Source organism: uncultured Alcanivorax sp. (assembly GCF_947258575.1).
Classification (GTDB): domain Bacteria; phylum Pseudomonadota; class Gammaproteobacteria; order Pseudomonadales; family Alcanivoracaceae; genus Alcanivorax.
Genome location: NZ_CAMYIV010000005.1, coordinates 213,246 through 235,065, shown reverse-complemented (window position 1 = coordinate 235,065; position 21,820 = coordinate 213,246). Strand labels below are relative to the sequence as shown.

18 protein-coding genes are annotated in these 21,820 nt (G+C 61.1%); 12 read left to right on the top strand and 6 right to left on the bottom strand.

Annotated features, from left to right (window positions below; all coding sequences use genetic code 11):
- Window positions 1-68: 68 nt before the first annotated feature.
- Complete coding sequence (locus Q0Y02_RS06090) at window positions 69-1,385, bottom strand: ATP-binding protein (protein ID WP_297765865.1); 1,317 nt, start codon at window positions 1,383-1,385, stop codon at window positions 69-71.
- A 73-nt stretch (window positions 1,386-1,458) separates the two neighbouring features.
- A complete protein-coding gene (gene ompR, locus Q0Y02_RS06085) occupies window positions 1,459-2,169 on the bottom strand; it encodes a two-component system response regulator OmpR (RefSeq protein WP_272962591.1) in 711 nt (236 codons plus the stop codon).
- Window positions 2,170-2,376: 207 nt separating this feature from the next.
- Between ompR and Q0Y02_RS06080 the strand changes: the two genes are divergently transcribed.
- From Q0Y02_RS06080 to rsd, 10 genes are all read left to right on the top strand, one after another.
- Window positions 2,377-3,711 carry an HlyD family efflux transporter periplasmic adaptor subunit gene (locus Q0Y02_RS06080; RefSeq protein ID WP_272962590.1) on the top strand — a complete coding sequence of 445 codons (1,335 nt, stop codon included), beginning with the start codon at window positions 2,377-2,379 and terminating at the stop codon, window positions 3,709-3,711.
- Window positions 3,704-7,315: an efflux RND transporter permease subunit gene (locus tag Q0Y02_RS06075; RefSeq protein WP_297765859.1), complete on the top strand. Its 3,612-nt coding sequence runs from the start codon at window positions 3,704-3,706 to the stop codon at window positions 7,313-7,315. The genes Q0Y02_RS06080 and Q0Y02_RS06075 overlap by 8 nt, the downstream gene beginning before the upstream one ends.
- 419 nt (window positions 7,316-7,734) lie before the next feature.
- Complete coding sequence (locus Q0Y02_RS06070) at window positions 7,735-8,097, top strand: response regulator (RefSeq protein ID WP_035246181.1); 363 nt, start codon at window positions 7,735-7,737, stop codon at window positions 8,095-8,097.
- Between the two features lie 131 nt (window positions 8,098-8,228).
- Entirely contained in the window at window positions 8,229-10,571 is a 2,343-nt protein-coding gene (locus tag Q0Y02_RS06065; RefSeq protein WP_297765847.1) for a Tex family protein, read from the top strand.
- A 161-nt stretch (window positions 10,572-10,732) separates the two neighbouring features.
- Window positions 10,733-12,292 (top strand): glutamate--cysteine ligase, encoded by a 1,560-nt coding sequence (gene gshA / locus Q0Y02_RS06060; protein ID WP_297765844.1) that lies wholly within the window; start codon window positions 10,733-10,735, stop codon window positions 12,290-12,292.
- A gap of 247 nt (window positions 12,293-12,539) precedes the next feature.
- Window positions 12,540-12,731 (top strand): ribosome modulation factor, encoded by a 192-nt coding sequence (locus Q0Y02_RS06055; protein ID WP_035246175.1) that lies wholly within the window; start codon window positions 12,540-12,542, stop codon window positions 12,729-12,731.
- A gap of 179 nt (window positions 12,732-12,910) precedes the next feature.
- Window positions 12,911-13,417 (top strand): disulfide bond formation protein B, encoded by a 507-nt coding sequence (locus tag Q0Y02_RS06050; protein ID WP_297765839.1) that lies wholly within the window; start codon window positions 12,911-12,913, stop codon window positions 13,415-13,417.
- Window positions 13,418-13,424: 7 nt separating this feature from the next.
- The gene (locus Q0Y02_RS06045) at window positions 13,425-13,796 is read left to right on the top strand and encodes a CidA/LrgA family protein (protein WP_297765836.1); all 372 of its coding nucleotides are present in this window, start codon (window positions 13,425-13,427) and stop codon (window positions 13,794-13,796) included.
- Complete coding sequence (locus Q0Y02_RS06040; protein WP_297765833.1) at window positions 13,786-14,511, top strand: LrgB family protein; 726 nt, start codon at window positions 13,786-13,788, stop codon at window positions 14,509-14,511. The genes Q0Y02_RS06045 and Q0Y02_RS06040 overlap by 11 nt, the downstream gene beginning before the upstream one ends.
- Before the next feature lie 217 nt (window positions 14,512-14,728).
- Complete coding sequence (rsd, locus tag Q0Y02_RS06035) at window positions 14,729-15,214, top strand: sigma D regulator (RefSeq protein ID WP_297765829.1); 486 nt, start codon at window positions 14,729-14,731, stop codon at window positions 15,212-15,214.
- Between the two features lie 399 nt (window positions 15,215-15,613).
- Here rsd and Q0Y02_RS06030 read toward each other — a convergent pair whose 3' ends face one another.
- Both Q0Y02_RS06030 and Q0Y02_RS06025 read right to left on the bottom strand, forming a co-directional pair.
- Window positions 15,614-16,336, bottom strand: a complete 723-nt coding sequence (locus Q0Y02_RS06030; protein ID WP_297765826.1) for an FKBP-type peptidyl-prolyl cis-trans isomerase — start codon at window positions 16,334-16,336, stop codon at window positions 15,614-15,616.
- Window positions 16,337-16,352: 16 nt separating this feature from the next.
- The gene (locus Q0Y02_RS06025) at window positions 16,353-16,694 is read right to left on the bottom strand and encodes a DUF4124 domain-containing protein (RefSeq protein ID WP_272975259.1); all 342 of its coding nucleotides are present in this window, start codon (window positions 16,692-16,694) and stop codon (window positions 16,353-16,355) included.
- A 203-nt stretch (window positions 16,695-16,897) separates the two neighbouring features.
- Here Q0Y02_RS06025 and Q0Y02_RS06020 point away from each other — a divergent pair, with 203 nt between their 5' ends.
- Window positions 16,898-17,638 carry a ParA family protein gene (locus Q0Y02_RS06020; RefSeq protein WP_297765820.1) on the top strand — a complete coding sequence of 247 codons (741 nt, stop codon included), beginning with the start codon at window positions 16,898-16,900 and terminating at the stop codon, window positions 17,636-17,638.
- Between the two features lie 185 nt (window positions 17,639-17,823).
- Here Q0Y02_RS06020 and bioA read toward each other — a convergent pair whose 3' ends face one another.
- Both bioA and Q0Y02_RS06010 read right to left on the bottom strand, forming a co-directional pair.
- On the bottom strand, window positions 17,824-19,098 hold the full coding sequence (bioA, locus tag Q0Y02_RS06015; RefSeq protein WP_297765817.1) for an adenosylmethionine--8-amino-7-oxononanoate transaminase: 1,275 nt from the start codon (window positions 19,096-19,098) through the stop codon (window positions 17,824-17,826).
- A 269-nt stretch (window positions 19,099-19,367) separates the two neighbouring features.
- Window positions 19,368-19,832, bottom strand: a complete 465-nt coding sequence (locus Q0Y02_RS06010) for a TIGR02444 family protein (protein ID WP_297765814.1) — start codon at window positions 19,830-19,832, stop codon at window positions 19,368-19,370.
- A 62-nt stretch (window positions 19,833-19,894) separates the two neighbouring features.
- Between Q0Y02_RS06010 and Q0Y02_RS06005 the strand changes: the two genes are divergently transcribed.
- Entirely contained in the window at window positions 19,895-21,799 is a 1,905-nt protein-coding gene (locus tag Q0Y02_RS06005; protein ID WP_297765811.1) for an ATP-binding cassette domain-containing protein, read from the top strand.
- Window positions 21,800-21,820 lie beyond the last annotated feature (21 nt).

Here is a 21,820-nt window from a genome sequence, read left to right as displayed (position 1 = left end):
AAAACAGACTTTGCGCCAGCGCACATTCCCGACCCGAAAATGTGGCTTTTTTGTTATCGGCAGGTTCCTTAACGTACCCCGGCGGACAGTGATTCCGGCTGCACAAACTTGCCGGTAACCGGAAATCGGACTTCTACCAACAGGCCTCCATGTTCATGGTTCGCCAGACGAATCTCACCGTGGTGCATATCGACGATGCGCTTGACGATGGCCAGCCCCAGGCCGCTGCCACTGAGGGTGCGGGCTTTCTCGCCCCGCGAGAACGGCTGCAGCAACAGGGGAATATCCTCTTCGCGAACGCCCTTGCCATGATCACGGACGGTCAGGCACACCACGTTTTCCATCACAGCAGTACGCACCTCCACCGGTGGCGCGCCGTACTTGAGTGCATTGCCGATCAGGTTGGCGAGCATCCGTTTTACCGTTAGCCGCTTGAGCATCAGGCGCGGCAGATCCTGTAGCTCAAAACGGGTCTGCTCCGTGGGGTACTTGCCGGCCACTTCCTGTATCAGCTCGTTGAGATTTTCCAGGTCCGGCTGCTCATCGGCGCCATCGCGAATAAAGGAAATGAACTGATCAAGAATGGCATCCATGTCCTCGATATCTTCGATAATGCCGTGGGCCAGTTCCTCGTCCTGCATGAATTCCGCCGACAGACGCAATCGTGTCAGCGGCGTACGCAAGTCATGGGATACCCCCGCCAGCAGCAAGGCCCGATCCCGCTGGGCCTGTTGCAGATCGCTGGTCATACGGTTGAAGGCCGCATTCACCGCCTGAATTTCCTCCGGGCCGATACTGGTATTCAATACCGGCACCGCTTCGCCTCGCCCTACTTTCAAGGCCACCCGGGCCAAGCGGCGCAGCGGCAGGTTAAGACCCCGGGCAATCAGCAACCCACCGATAATGGCCAGCAGCGGCACCGTCACCCCCCAGCCGAGCAGCAGATAGCGGTCATAGTCGCGGAAGAATTCCATCGGCACCCGCAACCACTGCTTCTGAAAAGAAGGCGCACTGACCCACAGCACTGGCTGGCGACTGTCCTCCAGCCTTACCGTGACCGGTTCGCGCAGGCGTTCCTGCACCTCTTCCCGGAACCGGCTGACCACCGGCTGGGATAACAGCACGGTACCCTGATGCAGGTTGTCCGGGGTGGCCACTTCAATACCGGTGGCGCCGGCCAGTCGCTGGGCCAGGCGGGCGTCTTCCTCACCGGAAGAAGAAAACGCCAGCTCCGCTTGCAGCACCGTCAGGCGAGCGTATTCACGAATACCGGGCAGGTAGGCATTGCGGGCGAAGAACCACAGGGTCAGCGCCTGGCTGATACCGATGACCAGCCCCACCACGATGGCGGAACGGACAAAGGCAGTGCGAGGATAGAGTTTCATCGGCAAAGCTTACACGCTCCACGCCGCACGCAACACGCGCATGATGCCTGTTGCGTGCGGCCTGAAGCGTCTCTTAATCAGGCACAAACACATAGCCCACGCCCCACACGGTCTGGATATAGCGAGGCTTGGAGGGATCGTCTTCCAGCAGGCGGCGCAGGCGCGACACCTGCACGTCGATGGAGCGTTCCATGGCAGACCATTCGCGACCCCGGGCCAGGCTCATCAGCTTGTCGCGCGTCAGCGGCTCACGGGGATTCTGTATCAGCGCCTTGAGCACGGCGAATTCGCCGGTGGTCAGGTTCTGCGGGTCACCGTCGCGGAGCAGGGTGCGGTTACCCAGATCCAGCTCCCACGGCCCGAAGCTCACCTCGCCTTCTTCCTTGCTCGGCGCCCCCGGCAGTTCACGCACATGGCGACGCAACACCGCCCGGATGCGCGCATCCAGCTCACGGGGGTTGAACGGCTTGGGCAGGTAGTCATCCGCACCGGCATCCAGCCCTTCAATACGCTCCGCGTCATCGCCCTTGGCGGTGAGCATAATGATCGGCATACGGTTTTCTGCCTCCCGGAGCCGGCGGCAGATGGACAAGCCGTCCTCACCGGGCAGCATCAGGTCCAGCACCATCAACGAATAGAGCTCCCGGGACAGGGCCCGATCCATCTGTTCCGCATCACCTACTGCCTTCACGGCATAGCCTGCCTCTTCGAGAAAACGCTGCAGCAGACTGCGCAGACGGGCGTCATCATCGACGACGAGAATCTTGTCCTGTTGTTCTGTCACGGTGCCTCCACTTATCGCAGACTCTGATTTACGCGTTGTGGACCGAACGTGCAAGATAATGGCCTGAGCAGATTGTATAAAAACATTGCAGTCTGCGAATCTGGGTCATTGTGGTCGGTGCAGAAGCACCGCCAAAGTAGGCACGAGAAAAAGAAATCGCTAGAGCACGCGACAAATGAGAATGGCTATCAATAAAGGATTCCTCCCTTGCGAGACCGCCTGAAACAGCTTCCGCCCGTGGCCCTGGTCATCCTGGGGACGATTCTGGCCATTGTGCTGCTGGCCGTATTCAAACCCTCGGCCCCCACCCGCGATGTCAGTGAACGTCACGACCGGGTACGTTTTATACTGGCCGACCCCGGCGCCCATTCGCCCCAGATCCAGCTTTTTGGTCGGGTGCAGTCACCCCGTGCCGCCAGTCTGACCGCCGTGGTCACCGCTAACGTGGCAACGATCCCGGTGCGGGCCGGCAGCAAGGTCAGCGCCGGCCAGTTGCTGATCCAGCTGGACGACACCGAAGCCGCCCTGGCCAGAGACAGGGCCAGGGCCACCCGCGATGAAGCCGCCGCCCAGTTGCAGACCACCCGCTTGCGCTACCAGAGCGACAAGAAAAACCTGGCGCTGGAAAAAAAGCTGGCGCAACTGAGTGAAGATAATCTGCAACGGCTGCAATCCCTGCGTGGCAAGCAACTGGTGTCCCAGACCCAACTGGATCAGGCAGAAGAAGCCAAGGCACGCGCCGAGTTGTCGCTGGGTCAGCGCCAACTCAGTGTCAGCGATTTCAAGAATGAGCTGGCCCGCATGGAAGCCCGCCTAGCCAGCGCTGAAGCCCAGCTGCAGCAGGCCGAACTGGACCTGACCCGCACTCGCGTTGAAGCCCCCTTCGATGGCACCGTGACGCAAATCCCGGTGGCGCCCGGGGAACGGGTGCGCCCCGGCGACCCCTTGCTCAGTCTGTTCGCCGACGCCGAGCTGGAAGTGCGCGCGCAGATTCCCGAGCGTTACCTGGCCGCCGTGCGCGATGGTCTCGACCAGGGTGAGCTGGCCGCCAGCACCGACCTGGAAGGCCGCACCCTGGCGCTGAATCTGAAACGGCTGGCCGGCGAAGCCAGCGATGCCCGTGGCGGCATTGATGGGTTATTCGAATTTGTCGACGGCGTGCCCGCCGCGGCCCTGGGCCGCCCGCTGACCATTACCCTGACATTGCCGGCCCGGGACAACCTGATCGCCGTGCCCGCCACCGCCCTGCACGGACTCAACCGGCTCTACCTCATTGATGACGACAACCGTCTGCAGAGAACCGCAGCGGACATCGTCGGCGAAGCCATGACGCAGACGCAGTCGCAACTGTTGCTGCAGGTCCCCGACCTGCAGGGCGGCGAGCGCATCATGACCACCCAGCTCCCCCAGGCTATCGTCGGCCTGCCGGTGGACCCGCAACCGGTACCGGGAAGCAACGCCGATACCGACAAGGCGGATGTGAAAGACGCGCCGGCTACGCCTGCTATCAATAGTAAAAAAGAGGGTGATCAGGGTGAGTGAGCCACGGGGTCTGATTGCCAGCTTCACCCAGCACAAGGTTGCTTCCAACCTGCTGATGCTGCTGATGGTGATGCTCGGGTTTCTCGGCCTCAATCGGCTCAACACCCAGCTGTTCCCGAATTTCGATTTTGACTACATCACCGTCACTATCCCCTGGCGCGGCGCCAGCCCTGAGGATGTGCAGCGCTCCATCACCATTCCGGTGGAGCAGGCCATCAAGACCCTGCCCAACACCAAGAAACTGATCGCCCGCTCCCAGCAGGGTGCCTCGGCCATCTTTATCGAACTGGAGGACGGCACCGACCTGGGCCTGGCCCTGGATGAAGTGCGCCAGCGTATCGACTCCATCCGCAACCTGCCCCAGGACGCAGAACGACCGGTTATCCAGAAGATCACCAACTATTCGCTGGTCACCTCCATCATGGTGTCCACGCAAAACGGCTCCCTGGAGGAGCTGCGCCCGTTGGTGCGCAACATGGAGGACGAGATCCTTGCCCTGGGGGCCGGCAAGGTGGACTTCCTCGGCCTGCCGGAAGAGGAAATGGCCATCCAGGTGCCCGCCGCTGCCCTCCATGATCTGCGCATGAGCCTTGGCGAGATCGGTAATCGGGTGCGCAATTTCAGCCAGGACATTCCCGCCGGCACCGTTGGCCGGGATGACGCCGCCAAGCAATTGCGCGCCCTCGGTCAGCGCCGTGACGAACGGGCCTTCGCCGACCTGCCACTGATCACCACCGCCGACGGCCAGCAGCTGAGCCTGGGCGACGTGGCCATCATCGAACGGCGCCCCCGGGATGACCAACCCACCCTCACCTACCAGGGCAACCCGGCCATCGAGCTGCAGGTGATGCGCGGCGAAGACGGCGACATGCTGGAGCTGGCCGACAAGGTGCGCAGCTGGGGGGCCGACTACCGCGCCACCCTCCCGGAAGGCGTACAGATGACCTTCTACTTCGAGGCCTGGAAGCTGGTGCAAGAGCGTATTTCCACCCTGCTGTGGAACGGCATCACCGGTCTGCTGCTGGTCATCGCCACGCTCTACTTCTTCCTCAATGCCCGGGTGGCCTGGTGGGTCACCGTGGGCATCCCGGTGTCCTTCATGGCCACTCTGGGGCTGGTGTGGCTGTTCGGCGGCACCATCAACATGATCAGCCTGTTCGGTCTGATTCTGGCCCTGGGGATCATCGTCGACGATGCCATTGTGGTGGGCGAGGACACCCTCACCCATTTACAGCAGGGGGAATCCGCCCAGCGCGCTGCCCTGGGCGGTGCCCGACGCATGTTCTGGCCGGTGGTGGCCTCCAGCACCACCACCATTGCCGCCTTCCTGCCACTGGGCATGATGAGCGGCGCCATGGGCAAGATCGCCTTTGATATTCCTTTCGTGATGATCTGCGTGATCCTGGCATCGCTACTGGAATGTTTTCTGGTGCTGCCCGGCCATCTGCATCACAGCTTCCGGGGCATTCAGGTCAAGGCCTCCGGGCTACGCGAACGCATCGACGCGGGTTTCAACCGACTGCGCGAAGAACGCTTCCGGCCATTGGTGGCCTGGGCCATCCGCCACCGCCATCTGGTCAGCGTCTCCGCCGTGGCCGCTTTCATTCTGGCGCTGAGCCTGATCGCCACCGGCTGGCTCAAGTTCACCTTCTTCCCGCCGGTGGATGGCGACCAGCTGCGCGCGGTGGTGGAATTTTCCTCCGGCACCGACCGCAACCAGGTGGACCGCTTCCTGGCGCAACTGGAAACCGCCCTGAACGAGACCAATGAGGAACTGGGCGGCCATCTGGTCAAGACCGTGATCAGCCACCATGGCGCCGCCGCCGGCTTCCCCAACCCCGGCGGGCGGATGGAAAAATACGGCGACGAATACGGCACCCTGGTGGTGGAAGTCTATGTGGGCTCCGACAGACAGATCAGCAATGACGAACTGATCCAGAGTTGGCGGGACAAACTGACCCTGCCCGCCGGCCTCGACCAACTCACCATTTCCCAGCCGGAAGCTGGCCCGCCGGGCAAACCCATCGAGGTGAAGCTCACCGGCAGCGATGCGCCAACCCTGAAACAGGCCTCCCTGGCCTTGCAGGAACGGCTCAACGATTTCTCCGGGGTCAGCAACGTGGACGACGACCTGCCCTACGGCAAGGAACAGCTGACCTTTGAACTGACCGCCCGGGGCCGGGCCCTGGGGCTCACCCTCAATGAGGTGGCCAGCCAGTTGCGCGCTGCCTTCGACGGCAACCTGGCCCAGCTCTACAACGAGGAAGACGAGGAAATCGAAGTGCGAGTGATGCTGCCGGACAACGAGCGGCGGCAATTCAGCGCTCTGGAGCGTCTGCCCGTGATCACCCCCCAGGGTGAAGCCATCGCCCTGCGTGACGTGGTGAACTTCGACGCCCGCAAGGGCGTGGATTTGCTACGCCGGGTGAATGGCGAACTGGCCGTCACTGTCTACGCCGATCTGGACCCGGAGCAGGGCAACGCCAACGAAATCATCGCCAGCCTCAACGACAGCACCCTGCCCGACCTGAAAGCCAAATACGGTATCGGCGTCGGCTACGAGGGCAAGCTGCAGGAACAGGCCGACAACCTCAAGGACATGGCCACCGGCGCCCTGCTCGGCCTGGCGCTGATCTACGTGGTACTGGCCTGGGTATTCAGTTCCTACTCCTGGCCCCTGGCCATCATGACTGCCATTTTCTTCGGCCTCACCGGCGCCGTGATCGGGCATATCCTCACCGCACCGTTCGGCATCAAGTTCTCCATGTTCTCCGCCATGGGGCTGTTCGGCCTGTCCGGCATTATCGTCAACGATTCCATCGTGTTGGTGAGTTTCTACCAGCAACTGGTGGCCGAAGGCATGGAACGGTTCGAGGCCATCGTGGAGGCCTGTGTGCGGCGACTGCGGGCGGTGCTGCTGACCTCCATCACCACCATCGCCGGCCTTACTCCGATCCTGTTCGAAAGCTCCCTGCAGGCCCAGTTTCTCAAGCCCATGGCGGTGAGCATTGTCTTCGGGTTGCTGTTCGGCACCGTACTGATCCTGCTGGTGGTGCCGGCCATGCTGATGCTGATCGAGGAGCAGCGCGACCGTTTCCGCGGCCTGGGGCCGCATCTGGCGCCGGCCAACTGGGGCGAACTGGCCCGCCGCGCCTGGCGTTTCGACCCGATCCATTACCGCCAGCAAGCCGGTCCCCAGGGGCTGGGTGGGCACCTGTGGTGGGTGATGATTCTCGGTCCCTGGCTGTTACTGACAATACTGGGCAAACTACCGCTGCTGCAGCAGGCACTGAAAGCCGATGCCGGGCCGCTGCTGATAGCGCCTTCCGCGCTGCTGTGGCTGGTGATGATGGGGCTGGGTGCCGCCTTCCTGTGGCACCTGTTCCGCCGCCGTCAGCGGGCCACCAGGCTGGCTGTACACTGGTTGCTGGTGACAGGTTTCGGCAGTCTGCTGATAGCAGCACTGGCGCCACTGGCAGGCCTGCAGGGAGAGTTGCTGGCTGGCGCGTTCTGGTCACAGGCAGGCTGGAGCCTTTTCACTGCCGTGATCGTACTGCCCTTGCTGTTATGGAGTCGGCGCAGCGCCCATACCCTGACACGCTGACCGAAAACGGCATCACAGTGCCATAATTCGACAGCTTACCTTTTGACCAGTGACTGGTATTATTCGCGTCTGAAAGCTAGGGAGCCTCTGAATAACCCCTTGCATGCTCAGTCTTTCAGGCTGGTTCGCCCCCTCGGCCAAGGTAAAGAGGGGCGCGCTTTTGATGGCATGCTGGTTGCCTGTCGAAAAAGCGCAACAACGAGTGCGGGCCAGCCAGGAAGACCCGGAGGGCGCGGCCTGAAGGGCACATCTGCTGCGCTTTGTCGCTAGGAAAGGGCACCACCCTGACCGTCGCGACAAAACACAACAGCTGCACCCTTCAGGCCACGCTGAGTACGCAAGGAGTTATTCAGAGGCTCCCTAACAGACAAAAACAAAGTACCGCCGACGCACAGCAGGATCGGCGCGAGGAGAGCAACATGGCCAAAATTCTTGTGGTGGACGACTCGCCGACTCAACTGACCAATCTAGTCAAGATCGTTCAGGGCGAAGGCCATGAGGTCATCACCGCCACCAATGGTATGGAAGGTATCGAAAAAGCCCGTGAGGAAAAGCCTGACCTGATCCTCATGGATGTGGTGATGCCGGAACTGAATGGCTTCCAGGCCACCCGCAAAATCACCCGTGACCCGGCTACCGAACAAATTCCGGTGATCCTGGTGACGACCAAAGATCAGGAGACCGACAAGGTCTGGGGGCAACGCCAGGGCGCAGCCGGCTATATCATCAAGCCGCCCAAGGAAGCCGAGCTGATCGCCAAGATCAACGAAGTGCTGGGCTAGTCCAGCCCCGCAACATAGCCGCTTCGACAAGTCAATCTGTTAACGACCGGGATCATTGCCTATGATTTCGGTCGTTTTGTTTTACGCCTGCACGCAATACGTCGGCAGGCCGCACGCAGCCAGGAAATGTCATGCGCAGTATTGAACAGATTATCGCCGAGGAAATCGGCTGTCAGGAACGCCAGGTCCACGCTGCCGTAGGCCTGCTCGACGACGGTGCCACCGTCCCCTTTATCGCCCGTTACCGCAAAGAGGTAACCGACGGTCTGGACGACACCCAACTGCGTAACCTGGAAGAACGGCTGCGCTACCTGCGCGAAATGGAAGAACGCCGCGACGCGATCCTGAAGAGCATTGCCGAGCAGGAAAAACTGACCCCGGAGCTGGAGAAGGCGATCAAGGCCGCCGATACCAAAACCCGGCTGGAAGATCTCTACCTGCCCTACAAGCCCAAGCGCCGCACCCGCGCCCAGATCGCCCGCGAAGCCGGCCTGGAACCGCTGGCCGACGGTCTGCTGGAAGATCCGAGCCAGAACCCGGAAGAGCTGGCCGCCGGCTTCCTGAACGAAGAACACAAGATTGCCAGCGCCAAGGATGCCCTGGACGGCGCCAAGCAGATTCTCATGGAGCGCTTCGCCGAAAACGCCGATCTGCTCACCCGTCTACGTACCTTCCTGTGGGACAAGGCGCAGATCCAGGCCAAGGTGGTCGACGGCAAGGAGAAGGAAGGCGCCAAGTTCAGCGATTACTTCGACCACAGCGAAGCCGTCAAGAATATCCCCAGCCACCGGGCTCTGGCCCTGTTCCGCGGTCGTAACGAAGGCATCCTGCATGTCTCCATGGTGTTGCCGGAAGAACTGGAAAGCGCCCAGCCGCACCCCTGCGAAGCCATGGTCACCGCAGAAACCGGCTGGCAGCATCAGGGCCGCGCCGCCGATGACTGGCTCAAGGAAGTAATGCGCTGGACCTGGAAGATCAAGCTCAACACCCACCTGGAAACCGAACTGCTGGGCCGGGTCCGTGAGCTGGGCGAGGAAGAAGCCATTCAGGTGTTCGCCCGTAATCTGAAGAGCCTGCTGATGGCCTCCCCGGCCGGCCCCAAGTGCACCATGGGTCTCGATCCGGGTCTGCGTACCGGGGTGAAGGTGGTGGTGGTAGATGCCACCGGCAAGCTGCTGGAGCACAGCACCATCTTCCCGCACCAGCCGAAAAACCAGTGGGACCAGTCCCTGTCCGCTCTGGCCGCCCTGTGCCTCAAGCACAAGGTGGAATTGATCGCCATCGGCAACGGCACCGCCAGCCGCGAGACCGACAAGCTGGCCGGGGAAGTGGTCAAGGCCAGCAAGGGCAACATCCAGAAAATCATGGTGTCCGAAGCCGGCGCCTCGGTGTACTCCGCGTCGGAAACTGCCGCCCGGGAATTCCCGGATCTGGACGTCTCATTCCGGGGTGCCGTTTCCATCGCCCGCCGCCTGCAGGATCCGCTGGCGGAACTGGTGAAGATCGATCCGAAAGCCATCGGCGTGGGCCAGTACCAGCATGATGTGAGCCAGCTGAAGCTGTCCCGCTCCCTGGACGCGGTGGTGGAAGACTGTGTGAACTCCGTGGGCGTGGACGTGAACACCGCCAGCGCCCCGCTGCTGGCGCGCATCGCCGGCCTCAACACCACTATCGCCGGCAACATTGTCACTTATCGGGAAAGTCACGGTGCCTTTAGCTCCCGGGCCGACCTGAAGCTGGTGCCACGCCTGGGCGAAAAGACCTTCGAACAGGCCGCCGGCTTCCTGCGCATCATGGACGCCGCCAACCCGCTGGACAGTTCCTCGGTCCACCCGGAAGCCTACCCGCTGGTGGAAAAGATCGCTGAGAAACACGGTCGCCCGCTCAAGGACCTGATCGCTGACGTACCCTTCCTGAAGAAGGTCAACGCCGCCGACTTCACCGATGATACCTTCGGCCTGCCCACGGTCACCGACATCCTCAGCGAGCTGGAAAAACCCGGCCGTGACCCGCGCCCGGAATTCAAGGCGGCGGTGTACAAGGAAGGGGTGGAAACGCTCAAGGATCTCAAGCCAAGCATGATGCTGGAAGGCACCGTCACCAACGTGACCAACTTCGGCGCCTTCGTGGATATCGGCGTTCACCAGGATGGCCTGGTGCATGTCTCGGCCCTGGCCGACAAATTCGTGGAAGATCCCCACGATGTGGTCAAACCCGGCGATATCGTCAAGGTGAAAGTGCTGGAAGTGGACCTGGATCGAAAACGCATCAGCCTGACCATGCGCATGGACGACAAGCCCGCCGAGAAAGCCGACGGGCAACGCCCCGCCAGCGCCCGCAAGGGCAATGGCGGCGGCCAGCGCCAGGGCGGCAACAAGCGTGGCGGCGGCCAGCCCCAGAACAGCGGCGGCACCTTTGCGGATCTGTTCGCCAAGGCCAAGGACGAGCAGAAGAAAGGCAAGAAACGCCTGTAGTCATGGCTCAGGCTTACGGAAACAGCGGCACCCTCTTCCTCTGCCCCTCTCTCGCCAGTGGTAGTGGGACCGGGGAATCAGGATGCCGCCCCCGTGCAATGTAGGGCGGAAATGCCGATGGCATCTCCGTCACCCGGAGTTCGATAACGGAACCGCCTGCTATGGCACAGCTCGAACAACGCATCCATGCCCTGCTGGATTCAGACGCCGCCGCCACCCTGGCCGGCATTCGCCGCGGCATCGAGAAAGAAAGCCTGCGCATTACCACCGATGGCACCCTGGCGCAGACGCCACATCCGGCGGCACTGGGCTCCGCGTTGACCCACCCCTATATCACCACGGACTATTCCGAAGCCCTGCTGGAATTCATCACGCCACCCAGCACCGAGCTGCACAAACCGCTGGAATTTCTCGAACAGCTGCACCGTTATGTGTATAGCCATATCGGTGATGAAGTGCTGTGGGTCAACTCCATGCCCTGCATGATCCGCAACGATGCCGACGTGCCGGTCGCCCAGTACGGCAGCTCCAACGTGGGACGCATGAAGAGCGTCTACCGGGAAGGATTGGGTCACCGTTATGGCCGCAAGATGCAGACCATCGCCGGCATCCACTACAATTTTTCCTATCCGGAAGAGTTCTGGAAACTGAACCAGGTGCTGGAGGGGGAAAGCGGTCCGCTGCAGGACTACATTTCCAAGCGCTACTTCGATCTGACCCGTAATTTCCAGCGTTATTCCTGGCTGTTGGTCTATCTTTTCGGTGCCTCCCCGGCGCTGTGCAAATCCTTCCTGGCAGGCCGCGAACACCAGCTGGACACGTTTGACCACACCCTGTTCAAGCCCAGCGCCACCAGCCTGCGCATGAGTGACCTGGGCTACCAGAACAATGCCCAGTCGTCTCTGGCCATCAGCTACAACAATCTGGACGAGTACGTGGCGACCCTCACCCACGCCATCAAGACGCCGGAACCGGCCTACGACGAGATCGGTGTGAAGGTGGGCGATGACTATCGTCAGCTCAATGCCAACATCCTGCAGATCGAGAATGAGTACTACTCCTCGATCCGCCCCAAGCGCACCATCAACAAGGGGGAGCGCCCCACCACCGCCCTGCAGAAACGTGGCGTGGAATATATCGAAATTCGCGCCCTGGACCTGAACCCCTTCGAGCCGGTAGGCATTAACCAGCAGGAAATCCGCTTCCTGGATCTGTTCGCCACCTACTGCCTGTTGCGCGAATCGCCACAACTGGAAAAGTGCGATCTCCATGCCAGCAAGGAGAACCTGCGCAAGGTGGTCTACGAGGGGCGCAACACAGCCATCGAACTGTGCAACTGGGGCAAGTCCGTCTCCCTGAAAGACTGGGCCAGCGAAAAGCTCACCCAGATGCAGCCCATCGCCGAGCTGTTCGACCGCACTCACGGCGGCACCAACTACAGCGATGCCCTGGCCCGCCAACAGGAAAAAGTGGACAACCCGGGCACTACTCCGTCCGCGCGCATTCTCGACAAGCTGGAAAGCTGTCAGCAAAGTTTCTTCCAGTTCGCCATGGATCAGGCTCTGGCCCACCGGGATCACTTCCTGTCACGCCAGCGTTGCGACGAGACCAACCAGCGCCTGGAACAACTGGCCGAACACAGCCTCACCGAGCAACGCCACTGGGAAGACGCGGAGACCCAGAGCTTCGAGGATTACCTGGCGGATTACTTCCGCGACTGAAGCCCCTCCCACGCAGAGGCTTGCCCGCAAGCTGCAAAGCCAGCACTGACAGCGTGCATCGCTTGCAGGCAAGCGCCTACATTGGGCCGCTCCGTCTTGATGCTGTCACAAGGCCGCTGTGCGCCGCGTCTCAACACTACGGCCCAATCCGGTTTTTGTGCAATTTCACAACAAAAAGACGCGCTTCTTCCCTGTTCAGTCTGTCTTGCGGTGGTAGTCTCGGACAAACCGGCAAGGGAGCGTCGCGATGCCAGATCGTGATCAGTGCGAAAAAGCCTACAATCAAGGATGTATGTGGGGCATGGGTGGAGGCGACAACAATCGCTGTCCTTATTCCGCCGATGATGCCCTGGCAGAATGGTGGTTTCAGGGGTGGGAAGCGGGCATCCAGGCCTGGCATGATCGCAACCTGCAGGAACAGGATGCCAGGCAGGCCTGACACCATTCGAACAGCAGCCCTACCCTCTACCTCGATCCTTTGGGGGCGGTCGTTCGACCGCGAATGCCCGGCCCCATGAAGATCGCGGTCGAACGACCGCTGCCACGGTTCAATCCCACCCTTGCCGCCAACCCCGCTTTTGCCTACCCTTCGCCGGTCCCCGACGAAAAGAGTGGCCCATGTCGTCCCTTATCCCAGCACCCCGTCAGCTTAACCTGCTTGCCCTGTTGGCTTGTATTGCCGCCATGGCCGGCGCCCTTTATCTGCAGCACGTTGATGGCCTGGAACCCTGCCCGTTGTGCATCTTTCAACGCATCGGCGTGATAGCTGCCGCCCTGATTCTGCTGATTGCCACCCTGCATGGTCCGCAGCGTACCGGCATACGTGTTTACGGTGCCCTCACCGGGCTGGCCGCGATTGCCGGCGGCGCCGTCTCCATCCGTCACATCTGGCTGCAAAACCTGCCGCCGGATCAGGTGCCCGCCTGTGGCCCCGGCCTCAACTACATGCTGGATGTATTCCCCCTGCAAAGCGTCATCCAGGAAGTACTGGCGGGCTCCGGGGAATGCGCAGAAATGGACTGGTCCTTCCTGGGGCTGAGCCTGCCAGCCTGGTCCCTGGTGGTGTTTTCCGGTCTGCTGCTGGTGGCGCTGGTGCAACTGTTCCGCCCGCTCCCCACACGCTGATCGCACCATGATCGACGGCCTGCTGATTCTGCTGTTTTTCCAGTTTCTTGGTGAGGTGCTGATCCGCCTCACCGGCATCCCCCTGCCCGCCTCCGTGGTCGGCATGGTGCTGCTGTTGCTGGCACTGTTACTCAATGCGCCCTTCAGCCAGCGCGTGGCCCCCGCCGCCGGCGCCCTGATCAAGCACATCAGCCTGCTGATCTTCCCGCTGGGGGTGGGCATCGTGCTGCAGTGGCACCGCTACGAAGACTATGCCCTGGCGCTGGGTGTGGCCGTGGTGCTGGGCACCCTGCTCAGCCTGGTGCTGGTCACCGTGATGCTGAAGAAGCTACTGGGCGGCAAGCATGGCGAATCCCGGGGAGGCAGCCATGATCGATAAACTCGACAGCCTGGCCGGCCTGGTGCACACCCCGTTGTTCGGTATCCTGCTGACACTGGTCAGCTATCGCTTTGCCCTGTGGGTCTATGGCCGCAGTAACAGCCTGCCCCTGTTCCACCCCTTTCTGGTGGCGTCGATTCCGGTGATTGTCGTGCTGCCACTGGTGGGCGTGGACTACGAGGAATACCGCGACCAGACCACCCTGATTTCCTTTCTGCTGGGCCCGGCAACGGTAGCCCTGGCTTGGCCCCTCTATCGCCAGCTGCACACGGTACGCAGCGTGCTAACGCCGATACTGATCGCCACCGTGCTGGGCGCCTTTATTTCTGCCGCCATTGCCGTGGGGCTGGCCTGGTGGCTGGGCGCTCCCGCCGAAGTTGTGGGCTCACTGGCACCCAAATCCATCACCACCCCGATTGCCGTAGAGGTAGTGCAATCCACCGGCGGCTATGTATCCCTGGCCGCTGGCGCCGTCGCTATCACCGGCATTGTCGGCGCCCTGGCCGCAGGCCCCATCTTCCGCCTGCTACGCGTCACCGACGACCGCATCAAGGGCTTTGCACTGGGCCTGGTAGCCCACGCCATCGGCACCGCCCGAGCCTTCGAATACGGCGAAAAAGCGGGGGCTTTTGCCGGGTTGGCGCTGGGCTTGTGCGGGCTGGTAACGGCGCTGGCACTGCCCTGGCTGTGGCCCTGGGTAGCGCAGTATCTATAACCGCTGCAGCGGGCGGCACGCATCACGCAACACGGATAGCGCTAAAAAACCGCTTTTTAGAAGAAATTTGTCTTTAACGACAAGTCGCTGAGATAGCGTGGTTTTTCCTCCTGATCCGGCTTCAGGCCGATTTTGTCCCATTGCCAGCACAGCCCCACCAGTCCTAGGCTCGATAGCCCAACAAGACAATAGTCAACGGGTACTCCAAGGAGGAACCATGGCGAGCTCCCATTCTGCAGCTCTGGCCCAATGGCAGCGCATCGAGGCGCTGGTGCAGGCCTGGCTGGATGAGCGTCAGCAACTGATTGTGCTGCTCTGCACCCTGCAGGGCCTGAAAGGCTTATCCGATCACCGCCAGCCATTGCAGAAACAGGTACAGAATTTCTGCCAGCTATTGATGGACTACATCAGCGCCGGCTACTTCGAGGTGTACCGGGAGCTGGTCAATGAGGCTCGCCATTTTCACCGCGACAACCCCACGCTTACCCGACAGATTCTCCAGCAACTGGACAACTCCACCGACGAAGCCCTGGCCTTCAACGAGGATTTCGAGCGCCCGGAACAGTGGCTGGCACAGCGGGACCAGTTACCGGAACGGATTACCCTGCTGATGCAGACGCTGGAAGAACGGTTTGCGCTGGAAGACCAGCTGATTCTCAGCATTCACCAGCAAGAACCGCCACGGCAGCAGGCGACGCATTGAAAGCAGCGGCAAGCTACAAGCTTCAAGCTGCAACACGAAGAAATGCATGGCGTGCAACAGCACCCGCCGTGTTCCGCGCGTCAAGGTTAATTGTAGGAGCGCCGCTCTCTGTGCTCCGCGAGCATGAGGCGCGAATGGAGGTGGCGACCACCTAACCGGTTACATGAAACCTGTCGAGTGCGGATATTCCTGATCGCCCTAAGGGCGATTTCCGCGCTACGCACGGTTCGCACCTCAAGATGTGTTATTCGCTTCGCTCACCCTTTGGGCCGCACGGAACTACGTGCGTTACTCCGCTACGCTACGTTCCTACAGAAGCTTCGTAGAAATAATGGCGCCCGAATCAACAAAAAGGGCGCCCGAAGGCGCCCTTTTTGTTGAAGCGTGTGACGACGGGATTTATTCCTCGTCGGCACCGCCTTCATTACCGCTGCCTTTCACGTCCAGCAGTTCGATCTCGAAAATCAGCGCCTGGTTCGGGCCGATATCGCCACCAGCACCTTGCTCGCCATAGCCCAGAGACGGCGGCACAACAATTTTCCACTTGTCACCTTCCGCCATCATCGGCAGCGCTTCCTGCCAGGCAGGAATGATGTGCTGCAGACCGAAGCTGGCTGGCTGGCCGCGCTCTACGGAGCTGTCAAAGACGGTGCCATCCGGCAGGGTGCCGTGGTAGTGAACTTCCACGGTGTCTTCCAGGGTCGGAGATGCGCCACCTTCTTCACCGGACTCCAGCACTTCGTACTGCAGGCCGCTGTCGGTGACGGTAACGCCATCACGCTCGGCATTCTCGGCCAGGAATTTTTCGCTGGCTTCCAGGTTATTGCCGGCCGCTTCTTCCATTTTCTTCTGCTGGGCTTCAATCATACGGCCCTGGAAGTCACGAATCAGCTGATCCAGATCCTCGTCACCCAGCTGGGATTTGCCGTCTTCGGCAAAGCCATCACGCAGGCCTGCCACCATGGCATCCAGATCCAGGTTTTCCAGGCTGCGCATCTGCTCCGCACTGCGGAAGCCCAGTGCGTAGGACGCTTTCTGGTCATCACTTTTCAGTTCAGCCGTTTCCTGACCACACGCTGCCAACAGGACAGTTCCCGCCAGCACGATTCCCAATTTCTTCATTCTGCCTCCAATTGGCCTACTGTTGTTGTTGCTGTTCCGGCACCTTACCACCGCGCATTTCTTCGGCAGTGATGGTATTGGGCGCTTTTACGGTAAAGGGTTCCGCCTGCACACCGGGCGGCGGAATCTGGCCATACTGCCAGTTTCCCTGGGGGTCACGCCAGCGATACATCTCTGCGCTTTCCCCGTTTTCCTCCATCCAGGGAGAAATCTTCCGGTCCAACAACCGTTCCGGCTGCTGCCAGTTCTGTTCCACATGCTGCCAGTCCAGTAGCGGCTTACCGCCACCGAGCGGCACGGTAAACAGCGCTGCCAGCACAACCGCCAGCAACACGATGATAATCAACAGGTAACGCATGATGTTTCCTCTCCCCCTTTACTGAGCCGTCTTCACAGGATTCAGTTCCCCGAGAGAGCAAAATAACATCACAAATTACATCAATGCGCCTTATTTTGCGGTACTGTTGGTTTTGTGAGCAGCATCACCTTTTCTTCTGATAGTGATCACGCCACCCAAACCGCCGGGTACAATCCCTCGCAAAAAAACGAATAAGACACGGCATGAATAGCGCACAGAACAGCCATGCAAAGGGGATCGGCTCCCAATCGCGTTCGTCCAGCCCGTCCCGCATGGTAATTCTGATCGCGAACAGTAAAGGGGGCTGCGGCAAGACCACCATTGCCACCAACCTGGCCTGCTACTATGAGGCCATGGGGCGACAGGTATCCCTGCTGGATATGGATCCACAGCAGTCGTCGCTGCAATGGCTGAAACTACGCCGTGATACCACGATCCACGGCCTGGCCTGGCCGGCGGGCGAGCCGGTCTCCCTGGGCAGACTGCAACAGAAGCTGGATCAGGCCGGCCCGATTACCATCATCGATTCACCCGCCGGCCTGGACACCCATCATCTGGATCACCTGCTGCGCCTGTCACAGGTAGTGCTGGTCCCGGTACTGCCCAGCCCTATTGATATTCGTGCCACCACCCGTTTCCTGCAAACCGTCATGCTGGCGCCCAGCTACCGTCGCCGTCCACGGCGGCTGGCAGTGATCGCCAATCGTTCCCGCACCCGCACCCGCATGTACGAATCCCTGCGCCAGTTTCTCGCCAGCCTGAAGATTCCCTACCTGGTCACCCTGCGCGATACCCAGCTTTATGTGCAGGCCATGAGTAATGGCGAAGGCGTCCTCGACGCCGCCGTCTCTCGCCATCTAGACGACCAGCAGCACTGGCGTCGCATTGGTGAGTGGCTGGAGGTGCAGCGGCATCTGATTCAGACCATGCCGGGGTTTCGGTAAACCACCTGTAGGAGTTCCCTTCCAGGGGACGAACCGCGTGTAAACGCGGAATTGCCCGCAGAGCGATCAGGTTCTACAGGTCGACTCATGGCAGTGCGGCAGGTGAAAGCTCTTGTCGCCTCACTTCGCGAGGTTCGTCCCCTGGAAGGGAACTCCTACAACGGCTTTAAAGTTGGGGCTTGACGTCAACTGCCCTCCGCCAGATCCCGCATTGCCCCGGTCAGCTTGCTCAGGTCCTCCGGCTCAATCACGAAGGGCGGCATGATGTAGACCAGTTTGCCGAACGGGCGAATCCATACGCCCTGTTCCACAAAGCGTGCCTGCACCTGCTCCATGGCCACCGGCTCCTTCATTTCCATGACACCAATGGCGCCCAGCACCCGGGCATCAGCCACGGAGGAGAGGTCCTTCAGTGGCAGCAGCTCCGCCTTGAGCTGCGCTTCGATGGCCGCGACTTTTTCCTGCCAGTCGGAATCCAGCAGCAACTGGATGCTGGCATTGGCGACCGCACAGGCCAGTGGATTGCCCATGAAGGTCGGGCCGTGCATCAACACGCCGGCCTCACCGTCACAAATACCCGCGGCTACCAGGTCGGTACAAAGGGTGGCTGCCAGGGTCATGTAGCCGCCGGTAATCGCCTTGCCCAGACAAAGAATATCCGGGCACACATTCGCATGCTCCAGCGCGAACAGTTTGCCGGTACGGCCAAAGCCGGTGGCGATTTCATCAAAGATCAACAACACCCCGTACTGGTCACACAGGGCACGCACCGCCTTCAGGTAGGTGGGGTGATACATCCGCATGCCGCCGGCGCCCTGTACCACCGGCTCCAGAATCACGGCGGCAATCTCCTGATGATGATCCGCCAGCATCTGCTGGATGGAATTGAGATCATCGGTATCAAAATCACTGTCATACGCGCATTGCGGCGCCTCGGCGAAATAATGTTTGGCCAGCACCCCGCTGAACAGCGAATGCATGCCATTGACCGGGTCGCAGGCAGCCATGGCCCCGAACGTATCGCCGTGATAGCCGTTGCGCAGGGCCAGCAATTTATCCTTGCCGGTATGCCCCTGGCTGAGCCAGTACTGCAAGGCCATCTTGATCGCCACTTCCACCGACACTGAGCCGCTGTCAGCGAGAAACACCTTCTCCAGCGGGTCCGGCGTCAATGCCACCAGTTTTTTTCCCAGCTCCACCGCCGGTTCATGGGTGAGCCCACCGAACATCACATGGGCCATGCGGTCGATCTGGTCCTTGGCGGCCTGGTTCAGCACCGGGTGGTTATAGCCATGCACCGCCGCCCACCAGGACGACATGCCATCCACCAGCTCGCGGCCATCTTCCAGCGTCAACCGCACCCCTTTGGCACTGGCCACCGCGAAGGTGGGCAGCGGTTTTGAGGTGGATGTGTAAGGGTGCCAGAGGTGATCGCGGTCAAAGGCCAGGTCGGTGGTCATGGGACAGTCCGGTGAAACACAAGGGGAATGAAGGATGGCAGGAGGACGTTAAAAGTTCAAAGTGCGAGAGCGCGAGGTGGTGGCACCGTAGGAGCTCCTCTTGAGGGGCGAACCGCGTGTCAACGCGGAATCGGCCGAAGGCTGATCAGGAATGTCAGGGCTCGACAGGCTTTTCTGGAAAGGGATGGGAGTAGCTGCGATACCATTTCCTCGCCAAGGCTCGGATTCGCACCTCAAGAGGTACTCCTACAGCGGCTTCGTCGCAATGCCTAAAGCGCAACCAGATCATTGAGGGATTTCTGCAACCCCTCACACTGCGCCGTTTCCGGCACCAGTACCAACATCCATCCCATGGCATCCACCGGCTTGCCGGCAGGCAGCAGGTTGTCGCACAGGGTCGGCAGGGTGGCCAGTAACCAGCGCTCCCCTTCCAGCTCCACCTGCTGCAGCTGCCGCTTGAATTCCGGCAGCCGCGCATCGGCGCCGGCCTTGCGGCGCACGGCCCGCAGCGGGCGCAGGTAATCGGCTTCGAATTGCCCGGCCAGCTCCGCCATGCGGCGCCCTACTCCGGCATCCGGTTGCTTGCCTGACGCTGCCAGCCACAGGCCAGACAGCAACAGGGCCACCGGCACCTGATAATCGTCCTGTAGATGCAGGCAAGCCCGCTCAAAATCCTTGTCCTGCCATCGCCCCAGGGCATAGCGCCACAGATCCTGCTTTATGGAGTTGTCCACGGTTCCCCCGCTACGTTTGCTGGCTTACACTGCGCCGGTTCTCATTAACCCCGGATTACCCCATGCTCTCTCTGGAACACATCAACCTTCGCCGCGGCCCCGACCTGTTGCTGGAAGACGCCAGCGTGGTCCTGCACAAGGGCTGGCGTGTGGGGCTGGTGGGCCGCAACGGCACCGGCAAGAGCTCGCTGTTCAAGCTTATCATGGGCGAACTGGAGAGCGACGGCGGCAACCTGAACCTGCCCGCGGACTGGCGCCTGGCCATGATGGCCCAGGAAGTACCGGCACTGGAACAGCCAGCCATCGATTATGTGCTAGATGGCCACCGTGCCCTGCGCCGGGCAGAGAAAACCCTGGCCGACGCGGAAACCGCCGGTGATAACCACGCCATCGCCCATGCCCACGGCGAGCTGGAGGCGCTGCACGCCTGGCAACAACCCGCCCGCGCCGCCACCTTGCTGGCCGGCCTTGGCTTCAGCGAAACCCAGCAACAACAGCCGGTAGCCAGCTTCTCCGGTGGCTGGCGCATGCGTCTGAACCTGGCCCAGGTATTAATGAGTGATGCGGATTTGCTGCTGCTCGATGAGCCCACCAACCACCTGGATCTGGATGCCATCCTCTGGTTGCAGAGTTACCTGATACAGCAACCGGGAGCCCTGCTGGTGATCTCCCACGACCGCGCCTTCCTGGATGCCACCGTCAACCAGATCCTGCATATCGAACACAAACAGCTGAAACACTACAGCGGCGGCTACTCGGATTTCGAACGCCAGCGCGCCGAGCAACTGTCCCTGCAACAGAAGATGCACGAGAAGCAGCAGGCCCAGGTCGCCCACATGCAGAAGTTCATCGCCCGCTTTAAGGCCAAGGCCTCCAAGGCGAAACAGGCGCAGAGTCGAGTGAAAGCGCTGGAACGACTGGAACTGATTGGCCCGGCCCACGTGGATTCCGGTTTCAGCTTTGATTTTCACAGCCCGAACAAACTGCCCAACCCCATGGAAAACCTGGATGCGGTGCAGTGCGGCTACCCGGGCGCGCCGATTCTCGACCAGGTCAGCCTGAGCCTGCGCCCGGAATCGCGCATCGGCCTGCTCGGCCCCAACGGCGCCGGCAAGTCCACCCTGATGCGCACCCTGGTGGGCGAACTGGCGCCACTGGGTGGGCGCTTCGAGAAAGATGGCGATCTGGTGATCGGCTACTTCCACCAGCAACAGGTGGACCGGTTGGCCGCCGACGATGCCCCCTACCAGATGCTGTCCCGCTTTTACCCCAAGTGGAGTGAATCGCAGCTGCGCAGCGAGCTGGGCCGTTTCGGTTTCCACGGCGATGATGTGTTTGCACCGGTGGGCCGTTTCTCCGGTGGCGAAAAAGCCCGCCTGGCGCTGGCCATGATCGTGCAGGAAAAACCGGCGTTGCTGCTCCTCGATGAGCCGGCCAACCACTTGGACCTGGACATGCGCGAAGCGCTGACCATGGCACTGCAATCCTTCGAGGGTGCAGTGGTGCTGGTGTCCCATGATCGTCACCTGCTGGAAACCACCGTGGACGAGTTCTATCTGGTGGCCAACGGGTCGGTGAGCCGCTTCGATGGCGACCTGGATGACTACGGTCGCTGGCTGCAACAGAACCGCCGCGACGGTAAACCCGTCAAGGAAGACAAGCCCGGCGACGGTCTCGATGCCAAGGCCCGCCGTCAACAGGCTGCCCAGCAACGCCACCAGCTTCGCCCGCTGAAAAAACAGGTAGAAAAACTGGAAAAGCAGCTCAGTCAGTGTGACCAGACGCTGGCCGATATCGAAACGGCCCTGGGCAACGAAGCCCTGTATACGGACGATAGCCGCAAGAACGAAATGAACGGGTTACTCGGCGATCAGGCACGCCTGAAGAAACAGCACGACGAGCTGGAAGAACAGTTACTGGAAGCGATGGAGTCGCTGGAGCAAGCCGAAAGTGAACTCACCGACTGATGCGTCCACTTCCGTTTGCGC

Excerpts from the sequence above, each read along its gene's own strand:
- Q0Y02_RS06090 (WP_297765865.1), bottom strand. The coding sequence starts at position 1,385 with ATGAAACTCTATCCTCGCACTGCCTTTGTCCGTTCCGCCATCGTGGTG.
- Q0Y02_RS06070 (WP_035246181.1), top strand. The coding sequence starts at position 7,735 with ATGGCCAAAATTCTTGTGGTGGACGACTCGCCGACTCAACTGACCAAT.
- Q0Y02_RS06065 (WP_297765847.1), top strand. The coding sequence starts at position 8,229 with ATGCGCAGTATTGAACAGATTATCGCCGAGGAAATCGGCTGTCAGGAA.
- gshA (WP_297765844.1), top strand. The coding sequence starts at position 10,733 with ATGGCACAGCTCGAACAACGCATCCATGCCCTGCTGGATTCAGACGCC.
- Q0Y02_RS06055 (WP_035246175.1), top strand. The coding sequence starts at position 12,540 with ATGCCAGATCGTGATCAGTGCGAAAAAGCCTACAATCAAGGATGTATG.
- Q0Y02_RS06050 (WP_297765839.1), top strand. The coding sequence starts at position 12,911 with ATGTCGTCCCTTATCCCAGCACCCCGTCAGCTTAACCTGCTTGCCCTG.
- Q0Y02_RS06045 (WP_297765836.1), top strand. The coding sequence starts at position 13,425 with ATGATCGACGGCCTGCTGATTCTGCTGTTTTTCCAGTTTCTTGGTGAG.
- Q0Y02_RS06040 (WP_297765833.1), top strand. The coding sequence starts at position 13,786 with ATGATCGATAAACTCGACAGCCTGGCCGGCCTGGTGCACACCCCGTTG.
- rsd (WP_297765829.1), top strand. The coding sequence starts at position 14,729 with ATGGCGAGCTCCCATTCTGCAGCTCTGGCCCAATGGCAGCGCATCGAG.
- Q0Y02_RS06030 (WP_297765826.1), bottom strand. The coding sequence starts at position 16,336 with ATGAAGAAATTGGGAATCGTGCTGGCGGGAACTGTCCTGTTGGCAGCG.
- Q0Y02_RS06025 (WP_272975259.1), bottom strand. The coding sequence starts at position 16,694 with ATGCGTTACCTGTTGATTATCATCGTGTTGCTGGCGGTTGTGCTGGCA.
- Q0Y02_RS06020 (WP_297765820.1), top strand. The coding sequence starts at position 16,898 with ATGAATAGCGCACAGAACAGCCATGCAAAGGGGATCGGCTCCCAATCG.
- bioA (WP_297765817.1), bottom strand. The coding sequence starts at position 19,098 with ATGACCACCGACCTGGCCTTTGACCGCGATCACCTCTGGCACCCTTAC.
- Q0Y02_RS06005 (WP_297765811.1), top strand. The coding sequence starts at position 19,895 with ATGCTCTCTCTGGAACACATCAACCTTCGCCGCGGCCCCGACCTGTTG.